This window comes from Pseudobacillus badius (genome assembly GCF_002189605.1).
Classification (GTDB): Bacteria; Bacillota; Bacilli; order Bacillales; family Domibacillaceae; genus Pseudobacillus; species Pseudobacillus badius.
In genome coordinates this window covers 225,313-245,734 of the sequence record NZ_MWMM01000001.1, presented here as the reverse complement: position 1 = coordinate 245,734, position 20,422 = coordinate 225,313, and the positions used below count along the sequence as shown (strand labels likewise).

Here is a 20,422-nt window from a genome sequence, read left to right as displayed (position 1 = left end):
TTACTTCGACTCCTTCTCTTTATAGATTTCATACTGTTCTTTTAAATTTGCAGGCATTTCTTCGTACATATGAACCATTAAATCGGTTACTTTTTGCTTCGGTGTTTCATCCGCTTTTTTAATTGCTGCTTTGATTTCTTCTTTTGCCCGTTCAATCACAGCTGTTTCTTTTTCTTCATTCCATAGACCCTTGCCTTCGAGATACTTGCGGAAGCGAACAAGCGGATCTTTCTTCTCCCACTCAGTATCCATATCATTCGTACGATAACGTGTCGGATCGTCCCCTGCCATGGTATGCGGGCCGTAACGGTAACACATAGTTTCGATAAGAGTTGGTCCTTCGCCGTTTAAGGCACGCTCGCGGGCTTCACGCGTAACAGCATAAACAGCCAGCGGGTCCATTCCGTCTACTTGTACGCTTGGCAAGCCCGCAGCGATTCCTTTTTGGGCAATCGTTTTTGCCGCGGTTTGTTTATCGCGCGGCGTTGAGATAGCAAATTGGTTGTTTTGGACAATGAAAATCGCAGGAGCATTAAACGCACCCGCAAAGTTAATGCCTTCATAGAAATCCCCTTGTGAGGAACCTCCGTCTCCTGTATATGTAACTGCTACTGCTTTTTTGCCTCGCTTCTTAAGTCCAAGCGCCACACCGGCATTTTGGATATATTGAGCTCCGATAATAATTTGCGGTGCCAGGATGTTCAAGCCTTCAGGCACTTGGTTTCCATGATAATGCCCGCGGGAGAACAAAAAGGCTTGGTATAAAGGAAGGCCATGCCAAACGATTTGCGGAACATCGCGGTAACCCGGCAAAATCCAGTCTTCTTTTTCCAAAGCAAAGTGAGAAGCAATTTGAGAAGCTTCCTGACCGGCTGTTGGCGCGTAGAAGCCGAGGCGCCCTTGGCGGTTTAATGAAATAGAACGCTGATCAAGAATACGCGTGTACACCATGCGCGTCATCAGCTCTTCTAATTGTTCATCTGTTAAGTCAGGCATTGCTTGTTCATTAACAATTTTGCCCTCTTCGTTTAAAATCTGGACCATTTCAAATTGGTCTTCAATCATTTCAAGTGTCTTTTTTGCATCAAATTGTGCCTTCTTTTTAGCACTCATGAAAGCCACCTATCCTTTCTCTTTTTATTGTGCCTGATCTTCCTGCCTCAACAAGCCATCCTGCAATCTTCTCTGTGGCACGATTTCTTCAGATGGGATGATTTATCGTCAATACTGTACTAGTTATTTATTCATATGCACTAGTACAACAACTTGTTTACAGAGATAAGTCTATAATATCGGCTAGCTGAAAGTCAAACAAATTTACCTTGCCAAACAGGGGGTTGTTGTTTTTCCACAATCCTTTTCATTAAAACTGTATTACTGCACTAAAAATATCTGTACTATAAAAAAACTTATTTTTCGCAACTGTTATAGAGTAGTTTTTCTCAAAATCGCTTTTGTGCATTTGTACATGTATATCCTTTCCCTTTGAAAAAGAAAAAAAACCGGAAAATTTACCGGTTCCTGCTCCTCTATTTGTTTAACATCTGCCTGCCCGCTTTTCGCCATTTCTGGCGCCGGCGATTTCATTCTCTCCCCTTTGATAGGCACGGCTGCTTTTTCCAAGCATGATTGACGCTTACTTTTCTTCCACATCTCCTTTATTCTTCCAAAACAGCGGGCTGTTCCGTTAACAACGGATTGTTTTTTTGATAAACTGTCTGTAGACATTGGTTCAAGGAAAGAAGGTACGCATTATGATTACAATGAAAGATATTGTCCGGGAAGGTCATCCCGTGCTAAGAGAAAAAGCGGCGGATGTCACTCTGCCGTTAAGTGAGGAAGATAAGAAAACCGCTAAAAATTTGCTTGAATATGTGCAAAATAGCCAAGATCCTGAAATCGCCCAAAAGTTTGGATTGCGGCCTGGCGTTGGCCTGGCAGCTCCGCAAATCGGCCTGTCTAAACGAATCATTGCCATCCAAGTCCATGATGAACACGGTGACTTAATCAGTCATGCCCTGATTAATCCGAAAATCATGAGCCATTCTGTGGAAAAGGCTTATCTCGTTTCTGGAGAAGGCTGCTTATCAGTAGACAGGGATGTCCCTGGATATGTACACAGATATGCACGTGTGACAATAAAAGCACTGGATGCTGACGGGAACGAACTAAAGCTGCGCTTAAAAGGCCTTCCTGCTATTGTTGCTCAGCATGAAATTGACCATCTAAACGGCGTAATGTTTTATGATCATATTGATCCACAGAATCCTTTTACTGTGCCAGAAGGGTCTTCGCCTATTGAACGTTAACTGTTAGATAAGGGAGAACAGACTGCTCTCGAGCAACTGAATAAAAAACTCGCGGCTGCTTTAATTAGCATCCGCGAGTTTTTTATTTTCTATAGAAGCGACAGTTTTTTAAGGGCAAGATAAATGCCGTCTTCGGCTACATCCTCTGTTACCATGTCGGCCATTTCTTTGACCGGCGGAAGCGCATTCCCCATTGCCACTCCTGTACCTGCAAATTCCAGCATTTCAATATCATTTAACCCGTCACCGAAAGCGTAAATATCTTCTCGCTTGAATTCCAGCCGCTCCATCATTTTTTTAATTCCTTCCGCCTTCGAACCTCCTGCAGGCAAAACATCAAGAGAATAAGGATGCCAGCGGACAAATGAGAATTCCGGGAATTGTTCACGGTAGCTTTCCTCCTCTTTTTCTTCACAAAAAACGAGTGTCTGGTAAAGCTCTTTTTCTTTATAAAAATCTGGATTTACCTCAGGATAAGGGAATTTCAGCGTAGAAATACTTTCATTGACGTAGGCGTCATCAGGCCGGTTAGCCTTCATTACTTCTCCATCCATATAGACAAGCGAATGCCCTTGCTCGGCTGCATATTCATTTAGTTTGTCCAATGAGTCAGCGGCAAGCGGGTTTAAATAGATGACCTCATCTTCAAAGACAACATATTGGCCATTAAAGCTGACAAAGGAATGGATATCAAGTTCTTTCCGCAAATCAGCAAACATAAACGGTGCCCGTCCTGTGGCAATCGCTGTATAGACCCCTTTTTCCCTCAACAGCTGAACAGCCTCTTTCGTCTTTGCCGGCAGCTGCTTCTCTTCATCCAGCAACGTTCCATCTATATCAAAAAATACGATTTTCGCCATACAAACAACTCCTCTTCCCTGTACATATTCCTTCTCAAAGCTATCCCAACTTCTGATGAAAGTCAACGAGGCACCGTTCCTTTGGTGTTTATTACCACGCCTAATTAAAACCGTCTTTACTCATACTAACAAATAAGTATTGGGCAGCACCCTCCCGTTCCCCTTTTTATTTATACAAACTTATGGTAAAATAACAGTAAGGAGTGATCCACTATGTTAAAGAAGCTAAAAAAGAAGCTTGTCAAACAGTGGAGAGATATGCTCAGAAGAAAATCAATCGCATAATAAAGAATGGTGTAGCCCTTCCTTTATGAAGGGCTGTCTTTGTGTATAAATATGATCACTTTCGTCTATTCCTATCTAAATGAAAGCAAGAATATGAAAAACATGAAAAAATAGCAAACATTCTTTATAATAAAGAAAAGCAAAGCTGACTGCCTCCCAGGCAGTCTTAAACACAGGAGAGGAGCTGTCCCCTGATCCTTTCAGGTGCACAGTTTTGATATATTAACCGGACAAGGAGAGAAACAAATGATCTTTAAAGTGTACTATCAAGAAAACAGAAGTGAAGTGACTATACGCGAAAACACGAAAGCCCTTTATGCAGAAGCGGCTTCGGAACGGGAAGTACGTCAGGCATTAAAAAACCGCCCTTATAACATTGAATACGTCCAAGCGATTGAAGGACCATATTTAGCTTACGAACAACAATCGCCAAATTACCGATTGGAGAAGCTCTAACTTATGAAAGCTGTTAAAAATGATCAAACAGCCGTTTTTGCCCTTGGCGGTTTGGGTGAAATCGGAAAAAACACCTATGCGGTACAATTCCAGGATGAAATTATCTTAATTGATGCCGGAATTAAATTCCCGGAAGATGAATTGCTCGGCATTGATTATGTCATCCCAGACTATACGTACTTAGAAAAAAATGCCGATAAGATCAAAGGCTTATTTATCACTCACGGACACGAAGACCATATTGGCGGCATCCCTTATTTGCTCCGGCAAGTAAATGTGCCAATCTATGGCGGAAAATTAGCCCTTGGCTTAATTAAGAACAAGCTGGAAGAGCATGGCCTGCTGCGCCAAACAAGGATGCATGAAATCCATGAAGATGACGTCATCAAATTCAGAAAAACATCTGTGACGTTCTTCCGTACCACTCACAGCATTCCAGACTCCTACGGCATTGTCGTTAAGACTCCTTCGGGAAACATTGTACACACAGGTGACTTCAAATTCGACTTCACACCAGTCGGCGAGCCGGCGAACTTAACGAAAATGGCTGAGATCGGCAAAGAAGGAGTGCTTTGCCTCCTTTCCGACAGCACGAACAGCGAAGTGCCAAACTTCACAATGTCTGAGCGCCGGGTAGGCGAAAGCATTCAAGACATCTTTAGAAAAGTGGAAGGCCGTATCATTTTTGCTACATTTGCATCTAATATCCACCGGCTTCAGCAAGTTGTAGAGGCAGCTGTAGAAAACGGCCGAAAAGTAGCTGTATTCGGGCGAAGCATGGAAGCAGCCATTAATATTGGACAAGATTTAGGTTATATTCGCTGTCCAAAAGATACGTTCGTTGATAACCAGCAGCTGAATCGTCTGCCGGCTCACCAAGTAACGATTCTTTGTACAGGAAGCCAAGGAGAACCGATGGCTGCTCTTTCCAGAATTGCCAATGGAACGCACCGGCAAATTCAGATTCAGCCCGGCGACACAGTCGTTTTCTCTTCATCGCCGATCCCAGGCAATACGATCAGCGTCAACCGTACGATTAATTCTCTTTTCCGTGCGGGGGCTGATGTCATCCATGGTTCACTGAGCAACATCCATACATCAGGCCACGGAAGCCAAGAAGAACAAAAATTGATGCTGCGCTTGATTAAACCTAAATTCTTCATGCCTATTCACGGAGAATACCGGATGCAAAAGATGCACGCTCAGCTGGCTGTCGATTGCGGTGTTCCGGAAGATCACTGCTTTATTATGGACAACGGAGAAGTTCTGGCGCTTAGCAAAGACTCTGCCCAGCTTGCCGGCAAAATTCCTTCAGGCTCGGTTTATATTGACGGAAGCGGCATTGGCGACATCGGCAATATTGTTTTGCGCGACCGCCGCATTCTTTCTGAAGAAGGACTTGTGATTGTAGTGGTAAGCATCAATATGGAAACATATAAAGTGGAAGCAGGTCCTGACATTATTTCGCGCGGGTTTGTCTACATGCGCGAATCAGGCGATTTAATTTACGAGGCGCAAAGCATGCTCAACAAGCATATTCACCGCATGCTCAGCCAGAAAACGACCCAATGGTCAGAGATCAAAAATGAAATCATTGACACGCTTTCTCCGTTTCTGTATGAAAAAACAAAGCGCCGTCCAATGATCCTTCCAATTATCATGGAAGTATAACTCAATCAGTCTATGCAAGGGGCCGTCCCATCAGCCTATTAAGGGACAGCCCCTTTTTAATTTTGGTTGGAGGTTGAAGGAAAAATTGTCCAAGCAGCGGATTGGGAACCTTTTTGGGTATGGTCAAGGCCAGCTGTCCATCTTCTTCGGGCTCATCGCCCGCTGCGAATGAAGATCATCCGTTCCCGGCCGCCAGCAAAATAAAAAAGCTGCAGGTAAACTTCGATGGAAATCGAAGTTTACCCACAGCCTGAAAGATCCAGCCGCACGCTGGATCGTTGAAAATTAAGCGTTCATTACTTTTTGTTCAAAACGGTTAATATCAGAATCTGCACCAATGACGATTAAGATATCCCCTTCTTCTATTTTTTCGTCTGCTTGAGGAGAAACAAGAATTTCCCGGCCTCTCTTAATGGCAACTATATTAATGCCATATCTCGCGCGGATATCTAAATCAATTAATGAATTTCCTGCAAGCACTCTATTTGCTACAATCTCCATAATCGAATGCTCGTCAGACAGCTCTAAGTAATCCAGTACATTGTTAGAGATCATATTGTGGGCAATTCTGCGCCCCATATCACGCTCCGGATGAACGACATGATCGGCGCCAATTTTTCTGAGCACTTTTTCATGGTAGTCATTTTGTGCTTTTGCCGTAACTTTTTTCACACCAATTTCCTTCAACATTAAGGTTGTTAGAATACTGGATTGGATATCATCCCCAATCGCTACAATTACATGGTCAAAATTGCGGATGCCCAGACTTTTTAACACCGACTCATCGGTTGTATCAGCTACAACGGCATGTGAGGCAATAGCTGCAAATTCATTCACGCGGTCTTCATCGACATCGATCGCCATAACTTCCATCCCTTGCTCCGAAAGCGCGCGGCATATACTGCCGCCGAAACGACCAAGCCCTATTACCACAAACTCTTTTTTCACATGAATTCCTCCACTAGTTCATCGAAGTTCATTACTTGATCATTCTATCATAGAAGGCCTGGCTGTACGATAGCCTGCTTACTGTTTTTTTCCTTTTACATAATCGGCATCGAACAAAAAGAGCTTCATCAGCAAATACAAGGAAGGAACAAGCAGCAGTAACCCTAGCACAAAGACTATAACAAGAGCCACAGCCATCGTTTCATTCGTGACGCTTTCGTGCAAAACCACATGCGGGTACAAAATGTAAGGCAAGTGGGAGGCACCGTAGCCGAAAAAGGCAAAGAAAAATTGCAGCATAACGAATATAAACGCGGTTCCAAAATTTCTTTTCAAATAAATCAAATAAGAAGCGATCATAAAGCAAATAAGTGATAGGGCAAACATCCACCAATATTCGCTGACAGCCTTGTTAAAGTGGACAGGATTATGCTCGCGCAGCGAAACAAACACTAAAAGGCTGGCAACAATTGTCGGCGGACTCCACAACAAAGCAAATTTGCGCAAAATCGCCCGCGCTCCCCTATCGTTAGCCCGATCAGCATAGTACGTTAAAAACGCCGCACTAATAAATAAAACGGACACGATAGACAAAGCAACTACGCTCCAGGAATAGGGGCTCGCAAACAATTCTTTCGCAAGAAACACAACTTTGTCGTTTTCCACTTTTAAAAATCCGCCTTCAGAAATGGTCAGCGCAGTAGACAGCGAAGCCGGAATCAGCAGCCCTGTCGCCCCGTACAAAAATAAATAAACCGTGCTGTTGCGGGAACCGTAATTATTAAACGCATAAAATGACCCGCGAATCGCCAGCAAAATAATGGCGATGCTGCCCGGAATCAGCAGGGCGGTTCCAAAATAGTAAGCCGTGCTTGGAAAAAAGCCGACAATTCCTACAAAGAAAAACACAAAGAAAACATTTGTTACTTCCCAAACCGGCGATAGGTATCTGGAAATTAAATCATTAATTAAATGATCTTTCTTTGTGATTTTTCCGTAATAAGCGAAAAAGCCGGCACCGAAATCAATGGACGCAACGATCAAATAGCCGTATAAAAATGTCCATAGAACCGTAATGCCGAGAAGTTCTAAATTCATTTCTCTCATCCTCCTCTACATAATCAAAGGTTCGGGAAGCGCTGTTCCAGTTCAGCTTCTGCCGGCGTATTTTTAAACATGCGAATCAATACAAAGACGCAAATCACTCCGAGCACCAGATAAAGAAGAGCAAACAAGATAAACGTGAGCCCAACACCGTCACCTGTAGTGGCAGCCTCTGATACTTTCATATACCCTCTCAATATCCATGGCTGACGTCCTACTTCAGCGTAAATCCAGCCAAATTCAATTGCCAGCATCGCCAGCGGGCCGGATGCAACAATCATCCACAGCAATGGCTTATTCAGCTGATTAAACCGTTTGAGCTTATCCAGTAAAATGTAGATGCCGGAAACGGCAAGAACGAAAAAGCCGATGGACACCATAAGGTCAAACATGTAATGCACCCATAGCGGCGGCCGCTCATCTTCTGGAAATTCGTTCAGCCCAATAACCTTCGTATCGAATGAGTTACCAGCTAAAAAGCTTAAAAACTTCGGCAACCGGAGTTCATATTTTATTTCGTTATTTTCGTCCAGCGTACCGAATAAGATCAAGTCAGCCCCTTCTTCTGTTTCAAAATGCCACTCGGCAGCGGCCAGTTTTTCCGGCTGCACTTCAGCCAGGAACTTGGCGGACACATCCCCCGCCACTGCAGTAAGGATCGAAAAAATAAAGGTGCAAATCATCGTCAGGCGCAAAGCCTTTCTTTCATATTCACTCCGCTTCCCTCTAATAATAGCGAAGGCGGCTATAGCGGCAAGCACAGCAGCGGCAGTCATATAAGATGTCGTTAATACGTGAAAAACCTTCGAAGGGGTAGCCGGGTTGAACATAGCAGCTATCGGATCAATATTTACCGCTTTTCCGCCTTCCAACTCAAATCCTTGCGGTGTATTCATGAAAGAGTTGACAGTTGTAATAAACAAGGCGGAGGCGGAAGACCCAATCATTACCGGAATGGTCAACAGCCAGTGTGTCATTCGATTTTTAAACCGGTCCCAAGTATATAAATATATACCGAGAAAAATAGCTTCAAAGAAAAAAGCAAAGGTTTCCATAAATAAAGGCAGGGCAATCACTTGGCCGGCTACCTCCATAAAGCTCGGCCAAAGGAGCGAGAGCTGAAGGCCAATGGCCGTTCCTGTCACCACACCAACCGCTACCGTAATCGTAAAGCCGCGCGCCCAGCGTCGCGCCAACAATAGATAATAAGGGTCATTTCTTTTAATGCCTATGAATTCAGCGATAGAAATCATAATAGGGACCCCTACGCCGATGGTAGCGAAAATGATGTGAAATGCCAATGTCATTGAAGTCAGCATTCGGCTGAGCATGACACTATCCAGTTCCATAAAGAGACCTCCCCAATTTTTTAGTATTGAATGTATTTTGCCTGTTCTCTCCATTCTAAACGTCCGCTATGAGGAAAGAAAGAAAGCTTCTTGAAGATTTTGTGACTGTTTTCACAAACTCTCTTTAATAAAAAACCAGCTCATCGGCTGGCTTTTTTTGTAATTAAGCTTCTTTTTCCATTTCATCCAGAACACGGTTCACGCGTTTCTCAAGCATCTTCATTCCGCTTCCTCCTGCTTGGAAATGGCGAAGGTTGCCGTCTTTATCAAACACATAATAAGCAGGAACGTATTGGTTTTCAAACGCTTCTGTCAATTTGTGCTCGCTGTCTACAAAAATCGGCTGTGTAATGCCATGTTCTTCAGCCACGGCTTTAATTTTTTCAAGGTCCAGATCATCCTCGGAACGAGGCATATGCACAGCGACTACGTTCAGCTTATCACTGTATTCATCGCGGAATTCATTTACTTTCGGCATAGCCTCTTTACATAAATGGCAGCTGATTGACCAGAAATGAATCAATGTTGGTTTTTCGCCAACCAACTCAGATTTCGTCACTTCGCCATTCAACCAGGCAGTAGCTCCTTCTAATTCTGGCATTGGTTCTCTTAACTTCATTAAAAACAGCCTCCCTTGTTATTTCCAAAAAAGGCCTAACAAAATCCGTTAGGCCTGTACAATTTATTACTTTCAATTGTGTAAAATCTCTTACAGAGTTTTTTGACCTGGCTTCCAGTTCGCAGGGCAAAGTCCGCCTGTTTGAAGCGCTTGAAGCACGCGAAGAGTTTCATCTACGTCACGGCCAATGTTGTTATGGTTTACTACTTGGTATTGAAGTTCGCCTTCTGGGTTAATGATGAACAAGCCGCGAAGCGCCACGCCTTCTTCTTCAATTAACACGCCGTAGTCGCGAGACACAATATGGTTTGTATCAGCAGCTAATGGATATTTAAGATCGCCAAGTCCGTTGTCTTTGCGGTCTGTATTGATCCATGCTAAGTGAGTATGGATTGTGTCTGTAGATACGCCAATTACTTCGGCATCTAAATCTTCGAACTCATCATAGCGGTCAGATAGGGCAGTGATTTCTGTTGGGCATACGAAAGTAAAGTCCATTGGATAGAAGAACAATACTGTCCATTTGCCGTTTTTCATGTTTTCTTCAAGACTTACTTTTCCAAACTCCTTGTTTGCCAATACTGCGTCCATTTCAAAACGTGGAGCTTGTTTTCCTACCATGCGTTCTGCCATTAGTAAAATCCCTCCAAAATAGAATTCTTTATAAATGAGAAAGTAAAAGAGTATTCTCAATTACTTTCCTTATCACACTTATTATTATAAAAGATATAAGTATTTACGTCAACTATTGTTTATAATAATTTTAAAAAAGAAATAAGTATAAACGATAAGCAGACAAGCTTAAAAACACCCTTTACTGTTATTCCCTGATGGTATTTTTTTAAACGGTATCATTTATACCCAGTGTAACATGATCTTGCCTTCCAACCAAATAATAACCTTTACAGCTATCATAAGGAAAGCGGAGCCTATCCCGTTGTTGCTTATCCGCTCCAGCTAGAAAGAAAGCGATTGGAAATACTTTGATACCGCTTGGATCCCCGCTTCAATTGCCTTTTCATCCGGATTCATCTTTGCATGATGCAAACCATAATCAGAACCTACTCCCAGCCAAAACATCAGCCCGGGAATTTCCTTCAGCATATAACCGAAATCTTCTCCTGTCATGGCCTCCTTGCATACGACAAGCTCAATGTCTTCCTGGCTCTTCATAAACGAAATAAACCGCTCCGTGACAGCAGGATCATTGTCCACTTGATAATAATTGCAGCCATAATCAATAGCGGCTGTACATTCAAAGCCCATTTCAATTCCCTGTACAAGGGCTTCAATCCGTTTCTTCACCTTCTGCATCGATTCTGCTGATAGAGTGCGGATCGTTCCCTCGATTCGGGCGGTTTCAGCAATAATATTTTGAACAGTCCCTCCCGTCAGCTTGCCGATCGTTACCACTGCACTGTCAAGCGGGTTGATATTTCTTGAGACGACTGTTTGCAGCTGAGTAATTAAGTGGGCGGCTGCCACGACCATATCCTTCGTTTCATGCGGAAAGGCAGCGTGACCCCCTTTTCCAGTTAAATCGATGAACAATTCTGATGTATTGGCAAACAACAACCCCGGCTTGGTCGCAATCGTTCCGGCTGGATATTCAGGAGCCACATGAAGAGCATATATTTCGTCGGGCATCCACTCTTTCATCTCTTCACTTGCTATCATCGGTTCTGCACCGCCGGGACCTTCTTCAGCCGGCTGGAATAGAAACAGCAAGTCTGGATCGATCGGATGGTGAACGAAATGAGTGAGAACTCCTAAGGCAATGCTCATATGTACATCATGCCCGCAAGCATGCATCATGCCTGGGCGGGAAGAGCGGAACGGCAAACCTGTCTGTTCTTCAATCGGCAGTCCGTCCATGTCTGCCCGGTATCCGATTGTCCGCTGGCCTGTTTTTCCTTTGACCTTGACCAGCACACCCGTTTTCCATGTTTTCACCTCCAGCCGTTCCTTGGGAAGCGTGTGTATATACTGAAGGATATATTCTTGCGTCTTATGTTCCTTAAACCCCAGCTCCGGAATTTGATGAAGATCTCTTCTTATCGTTACAAACGGACTTTGTGCCATTCTTTTCACTCGCTTTCTTTAAAAAGAAGCACGGGCAAACAGCCCGTGCTTCAAGTTGTTGACAAATGTCGTTTATCTGCGATGCTCATTACTTTCTGCAGCCGTTTCTCACCAAGCCTCTCTCTTTTCTTAACGAAATCCGGCCTTCGCAGACACAGGCAGTTTACAGCTTGCGCAATTCCTGCATAATTTCCGTTTTTGACTTTGTTTTGTCATCAATTTCCTTAATCACTCTTGCTGGTGCGCCAGCAGCAACTGAAAATGGCGGCACATCTTTCGTTACGATAGCTCCGGCTGCCACGACAGACCCTTTTCCGATTCTTACTCCTTCAAGCACCACAGCATTGGCACCGATTAATACATCGTCCTCAAGCACCACCGGTTGGGCAGAAGGCGGCTCAATAACTCCAGCCAATACAGCGCCAGCACCGACATGACAGTTTTTCCCGACTGTAGCACGTCCGCCAAGCACTGCATTCATGTCAATCATAGTGCCTTCGCCAATGACGGAACCGATATTGATAGAAGCGCCCATCATAATAACCGCATTATCGCCAATTTCGACTTGATCGCGAATAATAGCGCCTGGCTCAATACGCGCTTTGATTCCTTTTAAATCAAGCAACGGAATCGCAGAATTGCGTCGGTCATTTTCCACCACGTAGTCTTCAACCTTTGCTTCATTTTGCTTAATGGCTTCAGAAATTTCTGACCACTCGCCAAAAACTACACCCGAACGGCCTTCAATAAAGGTTTTCGCAGAAGGGCCGAAGTCAATGCCTTCTAATTCGCCTTTCACATATACTTTCACCGGCGTAGATTTGGTGCTGTTGCTGATAAAAGAAATAATTTCATGTGCATCCATCATTTTCATGCTATGTAATCCTCCTATTAGTCATATGTATTGCGAAAAAAAACTGAAAATGGCTCCGCATTTCTTCTTAATTTATCAGAGTAAAGAAAATTTCACAAGACTATTTTTGCGTGCGCTTTCTCTACTTGCATTCCTCCACAACTTCAATAAAAGCCTGTACTTGCTTAAGTTCAAAAGCAGCATCATATCCAAGCAGCCACGTGTCCCGGCGGATAGGCCGCTGCTCTTCATCAAGCAATGGCAGCTTGTACACATCTCCTTCCGCTTCATCTAATGTAATGGCTGGCAGGATGGCGTAGCCGATGCCGTTGAACGCCATTTGCTTGCATGTCTCAATCTGGTCAACAATAATCGATTGCTTGGGTGCCATTTGGAATTGCCGGTGCCACCATTCTTGAATTTCCTGATAATACGTTGAATCGCTTTTAAATTGTATAAACGGCTTGTCAGACGTTAAGATCTCTTCGACATTGCGGATTTCTTTGTCGACCAGATAGAGGCTGTCCTCAAACAAGTGGATTTTCCTGCCCTTCCATTCCGGCGTTCCCCGAATGATGCCAATATGCACTTCCCCTTCATAAAGAGCCTTGGAAATCTCGCTGCTCCACCCTGTCATTAATGAAATCTTGGCATGAGGGTACTTTTTCACAAACTGTTTCAACACTTTTGGCAGCCACTTCTGTCCCACAATCGATGCACAAGCAATCTTTAATGTACCGTGCACCTTCGATTCAAGGGCATGAATATTCTCCAGCACCTTTTCCCGCTTCTCGACGACTTCAGAGGCAAACTGAACAATGATTTCTCCTGCTGGCGTTAGCGACAGCCCTTTCGTCGACCGGTTAAAAATCCTTGTGCCCCATTCTTTCTCTATCGTCTGCAGCCGCTGGGAAAGCGCCGGTTGTGAGACAAACAGGCGCTGCGCTGCCTTTCTCATATTCATTTCTTCGGCTAACACCTTTAGTAACTGAAATTCTGAAAATAACATTTTCTTTTCCTCCGAACTTCAAGCGAGTCATTCACCTTTTTTTAATAGCAATAGGAAGAGAAATGAGAACACGGCAAAAATGAAGACTACAACATAAACCGCATGCAATGAACCGGCCAGCCCTTCCTGCAGGGTACGAAACATTTCGCTTGAGAGGCGATGGCCTTCCCCGCCGAGCAGTTCATTAATAGAGTCAACAGATAGAGATTGCACATCCTCATTTGGCTGGCTCTGCAAGAAAGCCTGCAGCCGGCTGTTCAAAACGCCGCCGAGCAATGCCGCTCCTACTGTATTCCCTAAATTTCTCATAAACATATTCGCTGCAGTCGCCGCTCCGCGCTGGTCCCATTGTACAGAGTTTTGAATGGAGACGATGAAAGCCGTAGATGTAAGTCCCATACCTACCCCCACAAAAAAAGAGGAAACCGCCGCCCACCAAGGACCGCTTTCGGCACTCATAAAAACAAACAAGGCGCTGCCAAGAATAAGTGATACTCCCCCGAGCATGGTTGTTTTGCGATAGCCGATCGACAAAAGCAGTTTTCCAGAAAGCGTGGAAGCAATTGGCCATCCAATCGACATGGCTGTTAACGTGAATCCGGCCACTGTGGCACTTTCCCCCATAATTCCTTGCACATAGGTAGGGAGAAAGCTTGAAATTCCGATCAGCATGACTCCTGTTGTAAGAGAAACAATATTGGCGATCAAGATCGACCGCACTTTCCACAAGCTAAAAGGCATCATAGGCGAAGCTGCGCGCCGCTCTATCCAAATAAACAAAATGAAAGCAACAGCCGCAGCGGCAAATAAAAGAGCGCTTGGTCCTGATAACCATGGAAATTTAGAGCCGCCTTCTACTAGCAGAAACATCAGACAGGAAATAGAGACTAAAAAGACAAACGTGCCGGCGAAATCGATTTCCGGCTTTTTCTTTTCAATGCTTTCATGCAGAAACAGCAGCAAACCGGCAATGGCAAGCAACCCAAGCGGCAGATTAATCCAAAAAACAAAGCGCCAGCTGACAAATTCTACAAGCAAGCCGCCCAGCGCCGGGCCGGTTACCGCTGAAATCCCCCAGACGCTGGAAAGATAGCCCTGGACCTTTGCCCGTTCTTCTTTCGTATAAATATCGCCAACAATGGTGGTGGCAATCGGCATGACCGCTCCGGCACCGAGCCCCTGAAGAAGGCGAAAGAAGATTAACTGCTCCATAGATCCTGCTAAACCACACAGAAAAGAGCCCACAAGAAAAATTAAAATGCCAATAATTAATACAGGCTTCCGCCCAAAAATATCAGACAGCTTTCCATAAATGAGCACTGTCGCTGCATTCATCAGTAAATAGGCTGAAAATACCCAGCTGTAAAGAGAAAAGCCGCCCAAATCCGATACAATCGCAGGCATGGCAGTAGAAACAATGGTTGCTTCAATTGCCCCCATAAACATCGCAAGAATAACTGCCGCCAGCACAAACGGGCGCCTTGTCGCTTTTCTTTCTTTGCGAAGCGCATTATCCACCATAACATCCCCCTTACAAACCTATCAAAAAAGCCGGCCCATCAACAGCAAAGGCAGAGAAGCTTTCGCATTTCTCGCGCTTCTCTGCCTGAAGGGAATCCGGCCAGAAATAAAAATGATCGTTATTTAAGCTGATCCACATGATAATTCAGCTGCTTTAAAATCACTCGTCTTGTCAGTATTCCTTGAAACTCGCCTTCTTCGTTCGTTACGCACAAAAAAGGATGGTTGATTAATAACCCAAGCGCTTTCCGAAAATGGTCATGAATGGTGAGCCACGGCTTATCAGTAGCCATCACTTCTTCGACCTTCATATGCTCAAGCTTCTCAAACTCAATTCTCTCCAGTCCGAGAATCGCTTCCGTGATCATCGGTGAACTAATCAGTCCCTGAAGCCGGTACTTAGCATCCAACACCGGAATGGCCGTGTATCCGCTCTTCGTCAAAATGAGCAAAGCATGTTCTAAATTATTCCCAGGTTGCACGTGGGCAACTTTCTCAGCAGGAATGATATAATCCATAATGTTCGTGTGGAGGACATCTTTACTTTCGAAGGAAATCATCTGATTACTTACCCCTTTACACTTTTCTGAGTGCTTTCCCATATAATGTACGCTGGCACTCTTCATTTGTTTAAAGTGCTTTCTTTCATTATAGCAAATTTTCCCCATCCATTTCCATGACTGCTCAAAAACCCCGCTTAATGGTAAGCAGGGCGGACAAGAAGGCGGTGATTACTGTTGCTTTTCTTCCTGAAGAAGCTCAAAGATTTCAATGGCAGTCATATCGATATCATCAAAAGGATACTTATGCCCTTTTCCATCTTTATCGTATACTTCTAGTTCAAACGTATCTTTTCCCGGAAAAAACTTTACTTGGCACAGCGTCTTGCCATTCACTTCAAATAATCGCTGCTGCACCTCTCCGGTTTCTCCACCTTCTTGTAATGATTTTAAGCGTTGAATAATGCCTGTTAATTGTGACATAAAATTGATTGGCTCCTTTCACCTTATGCTATTGGGTATTTATTTTGGTTTTGACTGTTCCGTATCTGTTTGATATAAAATAAATAGGCAAAAGAAATATACCATACATCTATTTTATATCCAACTATTTTATTTTTTATATTCTAGTCAAAAGAAATAAAGGAGAAACAGAATGAAGCCTGTTATTTTATATACCCAGCCGGATTGTCCTCCATGTCAGATCACCAAACTATTTTTAAACGACCGCGGAGTCCGCTACGAGGAAAAAAATATCGCAGAGGATGATTCAGCGAAAAACGAGTGGCAAACGAGATGGAATGCTTCCTCCACTCCAACCGTCGTTGTGCATAATGAAGCGGTAACAGGCTTTGACCTTGAAAAACTAACGAGCGTATTAAATAAATACGGCATGTGAAAGTTCAAAGGATGGCAGGGCGAATGCTCTGTTTCATCCTTTTTTCTTGCTGTCATGCCGATACGGGGTAAAGATCAAGCCAATTGGAAGAACCCCCTTATTTGACCTCCATTCTCCGCCGCGGGCAGTGCAAAATCATTTATAAACCTCTTTGTTTTCTTTACGATAAAGGGGACCAACTCCATTTGAAAGAGTGAAGAAATATGGCAAAAAAACTTTCCCGCCGGTCATTTTTAAAACAGTCTGCGGCTTTCTTGCTGTCTTTGTTCGGACTGGCAGGAGGCGGTTATTCTTATGCCAGGTTCATCGAGCCAAAGCGGCTGGAAATCACTGAATTGGATATTGCTCATGAGCTTATCCCCCGCGCTTTTCACAACAAGCGCATCGTTCAATTCAGCGATACTCACTTAGGCTTCCAATATACGTTAAAGCAATTGGAGGAACATGCACAAAAGATCCAATCCCTGCGTCCGGACTTGATTTTCTTCACCGGTGACTTACTGGACAGACCGGATAATTACGAATTAGCAGAGATCAGAAATGTAATTGCGACGTTGGAAAAGCTAGAAGCTCCGTTAGGCAAGTTTGCCGTTTACGGAAACCATGATCATGGCGGTTACGGAACAGACTTATATGCATCTATTATGAAGAAATCAGGATTTCAGCTCTTAAAAAACAGCTCAGTGGAACTGCGGCATTTGCAGGAAACGATTCACCTGCTTGGTGTAGATGATGCTTCGCTTGGCCAGCCAAGCTTAAGCCAGGCAAAGAAATCAGCTAGAGCCGGACAATATCTCGTTCTCCTTTCCCACGCCCCGGATCTAGCGAAGGACGCCGCTGAAGCCGGCATTCATCTTCAGTTAAGCGGACATTCGCACGGAGGGCAAATTCAGCTGCCATGGTATGGGGCGTTGTATACTCCCCCCTATGCAGAAATTTATAAAGAAGGTGAATATCAGGTGGACGGAAATACAGCATTAACTCTTTATGTCAACCGGGGTCTTGGCACCACACGGCTGCCTTTTCGCTTCTTGTCCGTTCCAGAGATTACAGTTTTCACCTTGAAGTCTAAACAAGGGTAGAGAAAGTCTGCCAACGCGCTTTCTCTGCTCCTTTTTATAAAGGCTTCTCTCATCAATGACATGCCTTGCAATTGCTCTACAATACTTATAAGTTCCCTTGCGGCCGGCAAAATTAAATTAGTCTGATACTTTTCAATCAACTGAAAAAAAGGTATAATGATTTAAAAATTAGTCTGAAAGGAGTCTTTTCATTGAATGCTTATAAAGAATCTCCTGCCCATTCTCCATCTACTTCTAACCTCGCCAAAGCAATCTTTACTGTCAACCGGCACGCTAAGACGGCTACAAACCCTAAATATTTGTATTTACTGAAGAAAAAAGCACTCTTGAAAATGATACAGGAAGGACGGGCAGAGAAAACCGGCCTTCACTTTTCCAATAATCCGAAGAACAGTCAGCAGCAGTCAGACGTTCTTGTCGTATGCGGTGAGTATACGTTTCATATTCCGCCTTGCAAAGAAGATTTTTCCACCCTTCCCCACTTCGGAAGTCTGGATAAAAAAAGGCGCAATCCGAAAACTTATATGAATTTGACAGAAGCAAAGAGAATGTTGCAATTATATACCGGTTTTATCGAAAAGGATGACTCTTCTCCTCCTCGAAAAAAACAGTACCGCAAACCGGTGTTTAAGCCGCTCGGCCAGTCTTACTAAAAAGCCACTAAGCTTCTCAAGTCAGCGTTTTTAAAATATGCCTGTTTTGAAAGCCCTGACTTGATTGGAATAGACTCCGCAACAGGCTGAGGGCAATGCGCGTACTCCGTCAAAAAAACACCTATTAGGCCGCTCCTTGACCGAGCCTAATAGGTGTTTTTCATTTATCCCGTTTACAAGCTTCATTCAACGGGTCTTCCTTTAGCCGCTAAAGAACAAATTGATCAATATGCTTGATCAACTCGGCAATTTCCGGCTTGCTGACTTGGGCGTCTGCTCCTACCTCTACGCCTTTATGGCGCAAATCCTCCGTGATTAGAGAAGAGAAAATAATCACCGGCAGCTCTTTCAGCTCGGTGTTCTCTTTGATTCTCCGAGTCAAATGATGGCCATCCATCTGCGGCATTTCAATATCCGTAATCAACAGCTGCGGCCCTTGGCCGGCAGCAACTTCTGCAGCCTGGCTTTCCAAATATTCAAGCGCCTGTTTGCCATTTTCAAAAAAGTCAACCGCTTCATACCCGGCTTCCGCTAATGTGTCATTAATTAATTTTCTTAACAGCGGAGAATCCTCCGCTACTACCAGGCGCTTTTCTGAACGCTCCCGCTTGCCAAGCTGCTTCACTTGAGCAACATGAATGCCTGATTGCGGATTAATATCGACAATGACCTTTTCAAAATCGAGCAGCAAAATCATTTCACCATTGATTTTGATCACCCCAATGACCTGGCTGCTGCCTCCTTGATACATATCGGACGGCTTCTCGATATCTTCCCAGGAAATCCGATGGATCCGCGTTACATTCTGAACGTGGAACACCACTTTTTGCTTGTTAAATTCGGTGACGATGTATTTGTCTGTTTCTCCGAGTTCTTCTCCAGACAGGCCCAGCACTTTCGCCATATTAACTAATGGAAGCACTTCTCCGCGCAGCTGGATAATTCCTTCAATATGCTCATGCGCATGTGGAATAAAGGTGACAGCTACCGGTTGAATAATTTCCTTTACTTTAATCACGTTAATTCCATATTTATTGCCGCGCACCTCAAATTCAACAATCTCCAGTTCATTCGTTCCGCTTTCAAGCAAGATCCCGTTTTCACTATTCATTTATTTTTCCCCTTATAAAATATAATTGATGATCTCATTAATAATGTCGGTCTTTTTTGAAGAATATTTAGATGAAGCTTTAAGACGAGCAGAAAATCCTTATTTTAAACGCCGTTTTTTCTTGCGGCCGAGCTGAAGCCATCCCGCTTTTACAAACAGCAAAAACATCCCAACGGCAATAACACCCATAACCGCAAGAACCGCAAAATAACCGTATGAAGTGTGCAGTTCAGGCATATTATCAAAGTTCATGCCATATATGCCCGCAATAAACGTTAACGGCATAAAAATCGTTGTAATAACTGTCAGCGTCATCATAATATTATTCATCTTATCTGAATTGACCGATAAATAGCTGTCACGGACATCTGAGGAAAATTCGCGGTACGATTCGAGCATTTCAACTAATTTCATTAAATGATCATGGATATCGCCGAAATAAATATGCCGATCTTCTATATACTCAAGCCGGGTAGAATTCAACAACCGGTAAAGAAGATCGCGCATCGGAATAATTGTGCGCCTTAACTTTGACATATCGTGCCGGATATCAAACAAACGGTCGATTATATTGCTGCGCGGGTTTGTATCCAGCTCTTCATCCATGCTGTTTAACGCATCTTCCACCTCGTAAACGAGCGGAAAATACTCATCGACCAGCCTGTCAATCAATCTGTGCAAAATGGCGGTCGGCCCTTGGCGAAGCCGCTCGTTTTCGATAAGCCCCTCCCAAGTTTCATTGATTTCATTAATGGGCTGCTGATGAACAGTTACGATCATTTCCTTGTTCATAAATACTCCCGCCTCTTTTCCTTCAAGCGTTCGCTGATCGAGAGAATGAACAAGAAAAAAAGCATGGTTTTCATAAAAATCAAGCTTAGGCCGGCCGCTTTGATTATCTAAGCAATCTTCAACAGCCAGCGGATGAAAATGAAAAAAGCTCTTGAGCAGTTTGGCCTCATCTTTATCCGGGTTGAAAAAATCAACCCAATACCATACTGTATCTGCCGCTTTCGTTTCTTCAAGGGCAGAATCAAAGACGAGTTGGCCATCGGTTTTTAACAGGCAAGTTGTTATCATATTTTTTCACCATTGTTTTCTCTATTTTCACT

The 20,422-nt window shown here is 43.8% G+C and carries 21 protein-coding genes; 6 read left to right on the top strand and 15 right to left on the bottom strand.

The features are described 5' to 3' along the window. Window positions 1–1,113 (bottom strand): pyruvate dehydrogenase (acetyl-transferring) E1 component subunit alpha, encoded by a 1,113-nt coding sequence (gene pdhA / locus B1A98_RS01180; RefSeq protein ID WP_041099707.1) that lies wholly within the window; start codon window positions 1,111–1,113, stop codon window positions 1–3. Between the two features lie 641 nt (window positions 1,114–1,754). Here pdhA and def point away from each other — a divergent pair. Next, a complete protein-coding gene (gene def / locus B1A98_RS01170; RefSeq protein WP_063383430.1) occupies window positions 1,755–2,309 on the top strand; it encodes a peptide deformylase in 555 nt (184 codons plus the stop codon). Between the two features lie 89 nt (window positions 2,310–2,398). Here the strand turns inward: def and B1A98_RS01165 are convergent, their stop codons facing one another. Continuing rightward, window positions 2,399–3,169 (bottom strand): Cof-type HAD-IIB family hydrolase, encoded by a 771-nt coding sequence (locus B1A98_RS01165; protein WP_063383429.1) that lies wholly within the window; start codon window positions 3,167–3,169, stop codon window positions 2,399–2,401. Between the two features lie 531 nt (window positions 3,170–3,700). On the opposite strand from B1A98_RS01165, the gene B1A98_RS01160 reads away from it, so the two are divergent. Together B1A98_RS01160 and rnjA are read left to right on the top strand one after the other, a co-directional pair. Next, window positions 3,701–3,910, top strand: a complete 210-nt coding sequence (locus tag B1A98_RS01160) for a DNA-dependent RNA polymerase subunit epsilon (RefSeq protein WP_063383428.1) — start codon at window positions 3,701–3,703, stop codon at window positions 3,908–3,910. A gap of 3 nt (window positions 3,911–3,913) precedes the next feature. Beyond that, window positions 3,914–5,581 (top strand): ribonuclease J1, encoded by a 1,668-nt coding sequence (gene rnjA, locus B1A98_RS01155; protein ID WP_041099699.1) that lies wholly within the window; start codon window positions 3,914–3,916, stop codon window positions 5,579–5,581. Window positions 5,582–5,866: 285 nt separating this feature from the next. Here rnjA and B1A98_RS01150 read toward each other — a convergent pair whose 3' ends face one another. From B1A98_RS01150 to B1A98_RS01100, 11 genes are all read right to left on the bottom strand, one after another. Next, window positions 5,867–6,529: a potassium channel family protein gene (locus B1A98_RS01150; RefSeq protein ID WP_041099697.1), complete on the bottom strand. Its 663-nt coding sequence runs from the start codon at window positions 6,527–6,529 to the stop codon at window positions 5,867–5,869. Window positions 6,530–6,607: 78 nt separating this feature from the next. Further along, window positions 6,608–7,627, bottom strand: coding sequence for a cytochrome d ubiquinol oxidase subunit II (locus B1A98_RS01145; protein WP_063383427.1), 1,020 nt, complete (start codon window positions 7,625–7,627; stop codon window positions 6,608–6,610). Window positions 7,628–7,650: 23 nt separating this feature from the next. Continuing rightward, a complete protein-coding gene (locus B1A98_RS01140) occupies window positions 7,651–8,982 on the bottom strand; it encodes a cytochrome ubiquinol oxidase subunit I (protein WP_063383426.1) in 1,332 nt (443 codons plus the stop codon). A gap of 163 nt (window positions 8,983–9,145) precedes the next feature. Continuing rightward, a complete protein-coding gene (locus B1A98_RS01135) occupies window positions 9,146–9,601 on the bottom strand; it encodes a TlpA family protein disulfide reductase (protein WP_041099691.1) in 456 nt (151 codons plus the stop codon). A gap of 90 nt (window positions 9,602–9,691) precedes the next feature. Continuing rightward, window positions 9,692–10,234, bottom strand: a complete 543-nt coding sequence (gene ahpA, locus B1A98_RS01130) for a biofilm-specific peroxidase AhpA (protein WP_041099689.1) — start codon at window positions 10,232–10,234, stop codon at window positions 9,692–9,694. 324 nt (window positions 10,235–10,558) lie between these two features. Continuing rightward, window positions 10,559–11,683 (bottom strand): N-acetyldiaminopimelate deacetylase, encoded by a 1,125-nt coding sequence (locus B1A98_RS01125; protein ID WP_063383425.1) that lies wholly within the window; start codon window positions 11,681–11,683, stop codon window positions 10,559–10,561. 163 nt (window positions 11,684–11,846) lie between these two features. Beyond that, window positions 11,847–12,557: a 2,3,4,5-tetrahydropyridine-2,6-dicarboxylate N-acetyltransferase gene (gene dapD / locus B1A98_RS01120; RefSeq protein ID WP_041099685.1), complete on the bottom strand. Its 711-nt coding sequence runs from the start codon at window positions 12,555–12,557 to the stop codon at window positions 11,847–11,849. Between the two features lie 121 nt (window positions 12,558–12,678). Next, window positions 12,679–13,545: a LysR family transcriptional regulator gene (locus B1A98_RS01115; protein WP_041099683.1), complete on the bottom strand. Its 867-nt coding sequence runs from the start codon at window positions 13,543–13,545 to the stop codon at window positions 12,679–12,681. Between the two features lie 27 nt (window positions 13,546–13,572). Beyond that, the gene (locus B1A98_RS01110; protein WP_063383424.1) at window positions 13,573–15,066 is read right to left on the bottom strand and encodes an MDR family MFS transporter; all 1,494 of its coding nucleotides are present in this window, start codon (window positions 15,064–15,066) and stop codon (window positions 13,573–13,575) included. Window positions 15,067–15,185: 119 nt separating this feature from the next. After that, window positions 15,186–15,626 (bottom strand): cyclic-di-AMP-binding protein CbpB, encoded by a 441-nt coding sequence (gene cbpB, locus B1A98_RS01105; protein ID WP_041099679.1) that lies wholly within the window; start codon window positions 15,624–15,626, stop codon window positions 15,186–15,188. A 171-nt stretch (window positions 15,627–15,797) separates the two neighbouring features. Further along, window positions 15,798–16,049 (bottom strand): YkuJ family protein, encoded by a 252-nt coding sequence (locus B1A98_RS01100; RefSeq protein WP_041099677.1) that lies wholly within the window; start codon window positions 16,047–16,049, stop codon window positions 15,798–15,800. Between the two features lie 172 nt (window positions 16,050–16,221). Here B1A98_RS01100 and B1A98_RS01095 point away from each other — a divergent pair, with 172 nt between their 5' ends. The 3 genes from B1A98_RS01095 (at window position 16,222) to B1A98_RS01085 (ending at window position 18,199) form a co-directional block, all read left to right on the top strand. Beyond that, a complete protein-coding gene (locus tag B1A98_RS01095; RefSeq protein ID WP_041099675.1) occupies window positions 16,222–16,464 on the top strand; it encodes a glutaredoxin family protein in 243 nt (80 codons plus the stop codon). 203 nt (window positions 16,465–16,667) lie between these two features. Then, complete coding sequence (locus tag B1A98_RS01090; RefSeq protein WP_063383423.1) at window positions 16,668–17,546, top strand: metallophosphoesterase; 879 nt, start codon at window positions 16,668–16,670, stop codon at window positions 17,544–17,546. A 191-nt stretch (window positions 17,547–17,737) separates the two neighbouring features. Beyond that, window positions 17,738–18,199, top strand: a complete 462-nt coding sequence (locus B1A98_RS01085) for a YkyB family protein (protein WP_063383422.1) — start codon at window positions 17,738–17,740, stop codon at window positions 18,197–18,199. 208 nt (window positions 18,200–18,407) lie between these two features. On the opposite strand, the gene B1A98_RS01080 is transcribed toward B1A98_RS01085, so the two are convergent. Both B1A98_RS01080 and corA read right to left on the bottom strand, forming a co-directional pair. Further along, a complete protein-coding gene (locus tag B1A98_RS01080) occupies window positions 18,408–19,310 on the bottom strand; it encodes a chemotaxis protein (RefSeq protein ID WP_063383421.1) in 903 nt (300 codons plus the stop codon). 99 nt (window positions 19,311–19,409) lie between these two features. Further along, window positions 19,410–20,390 (bottom strand): magnesium/cobalt transporter CorA, encoded by a 981-nt coding sequence (gene corA / locus B1A98_RS01075; RefSeq protein ID WP_063383420.1) that lies wholly within the window; start codon window positions 20,388–20,390, stop codon window positions 19,410–19,412. Between the last annotated feature and the right edge of the window lie 32 nt (window positions 20,391–20,422).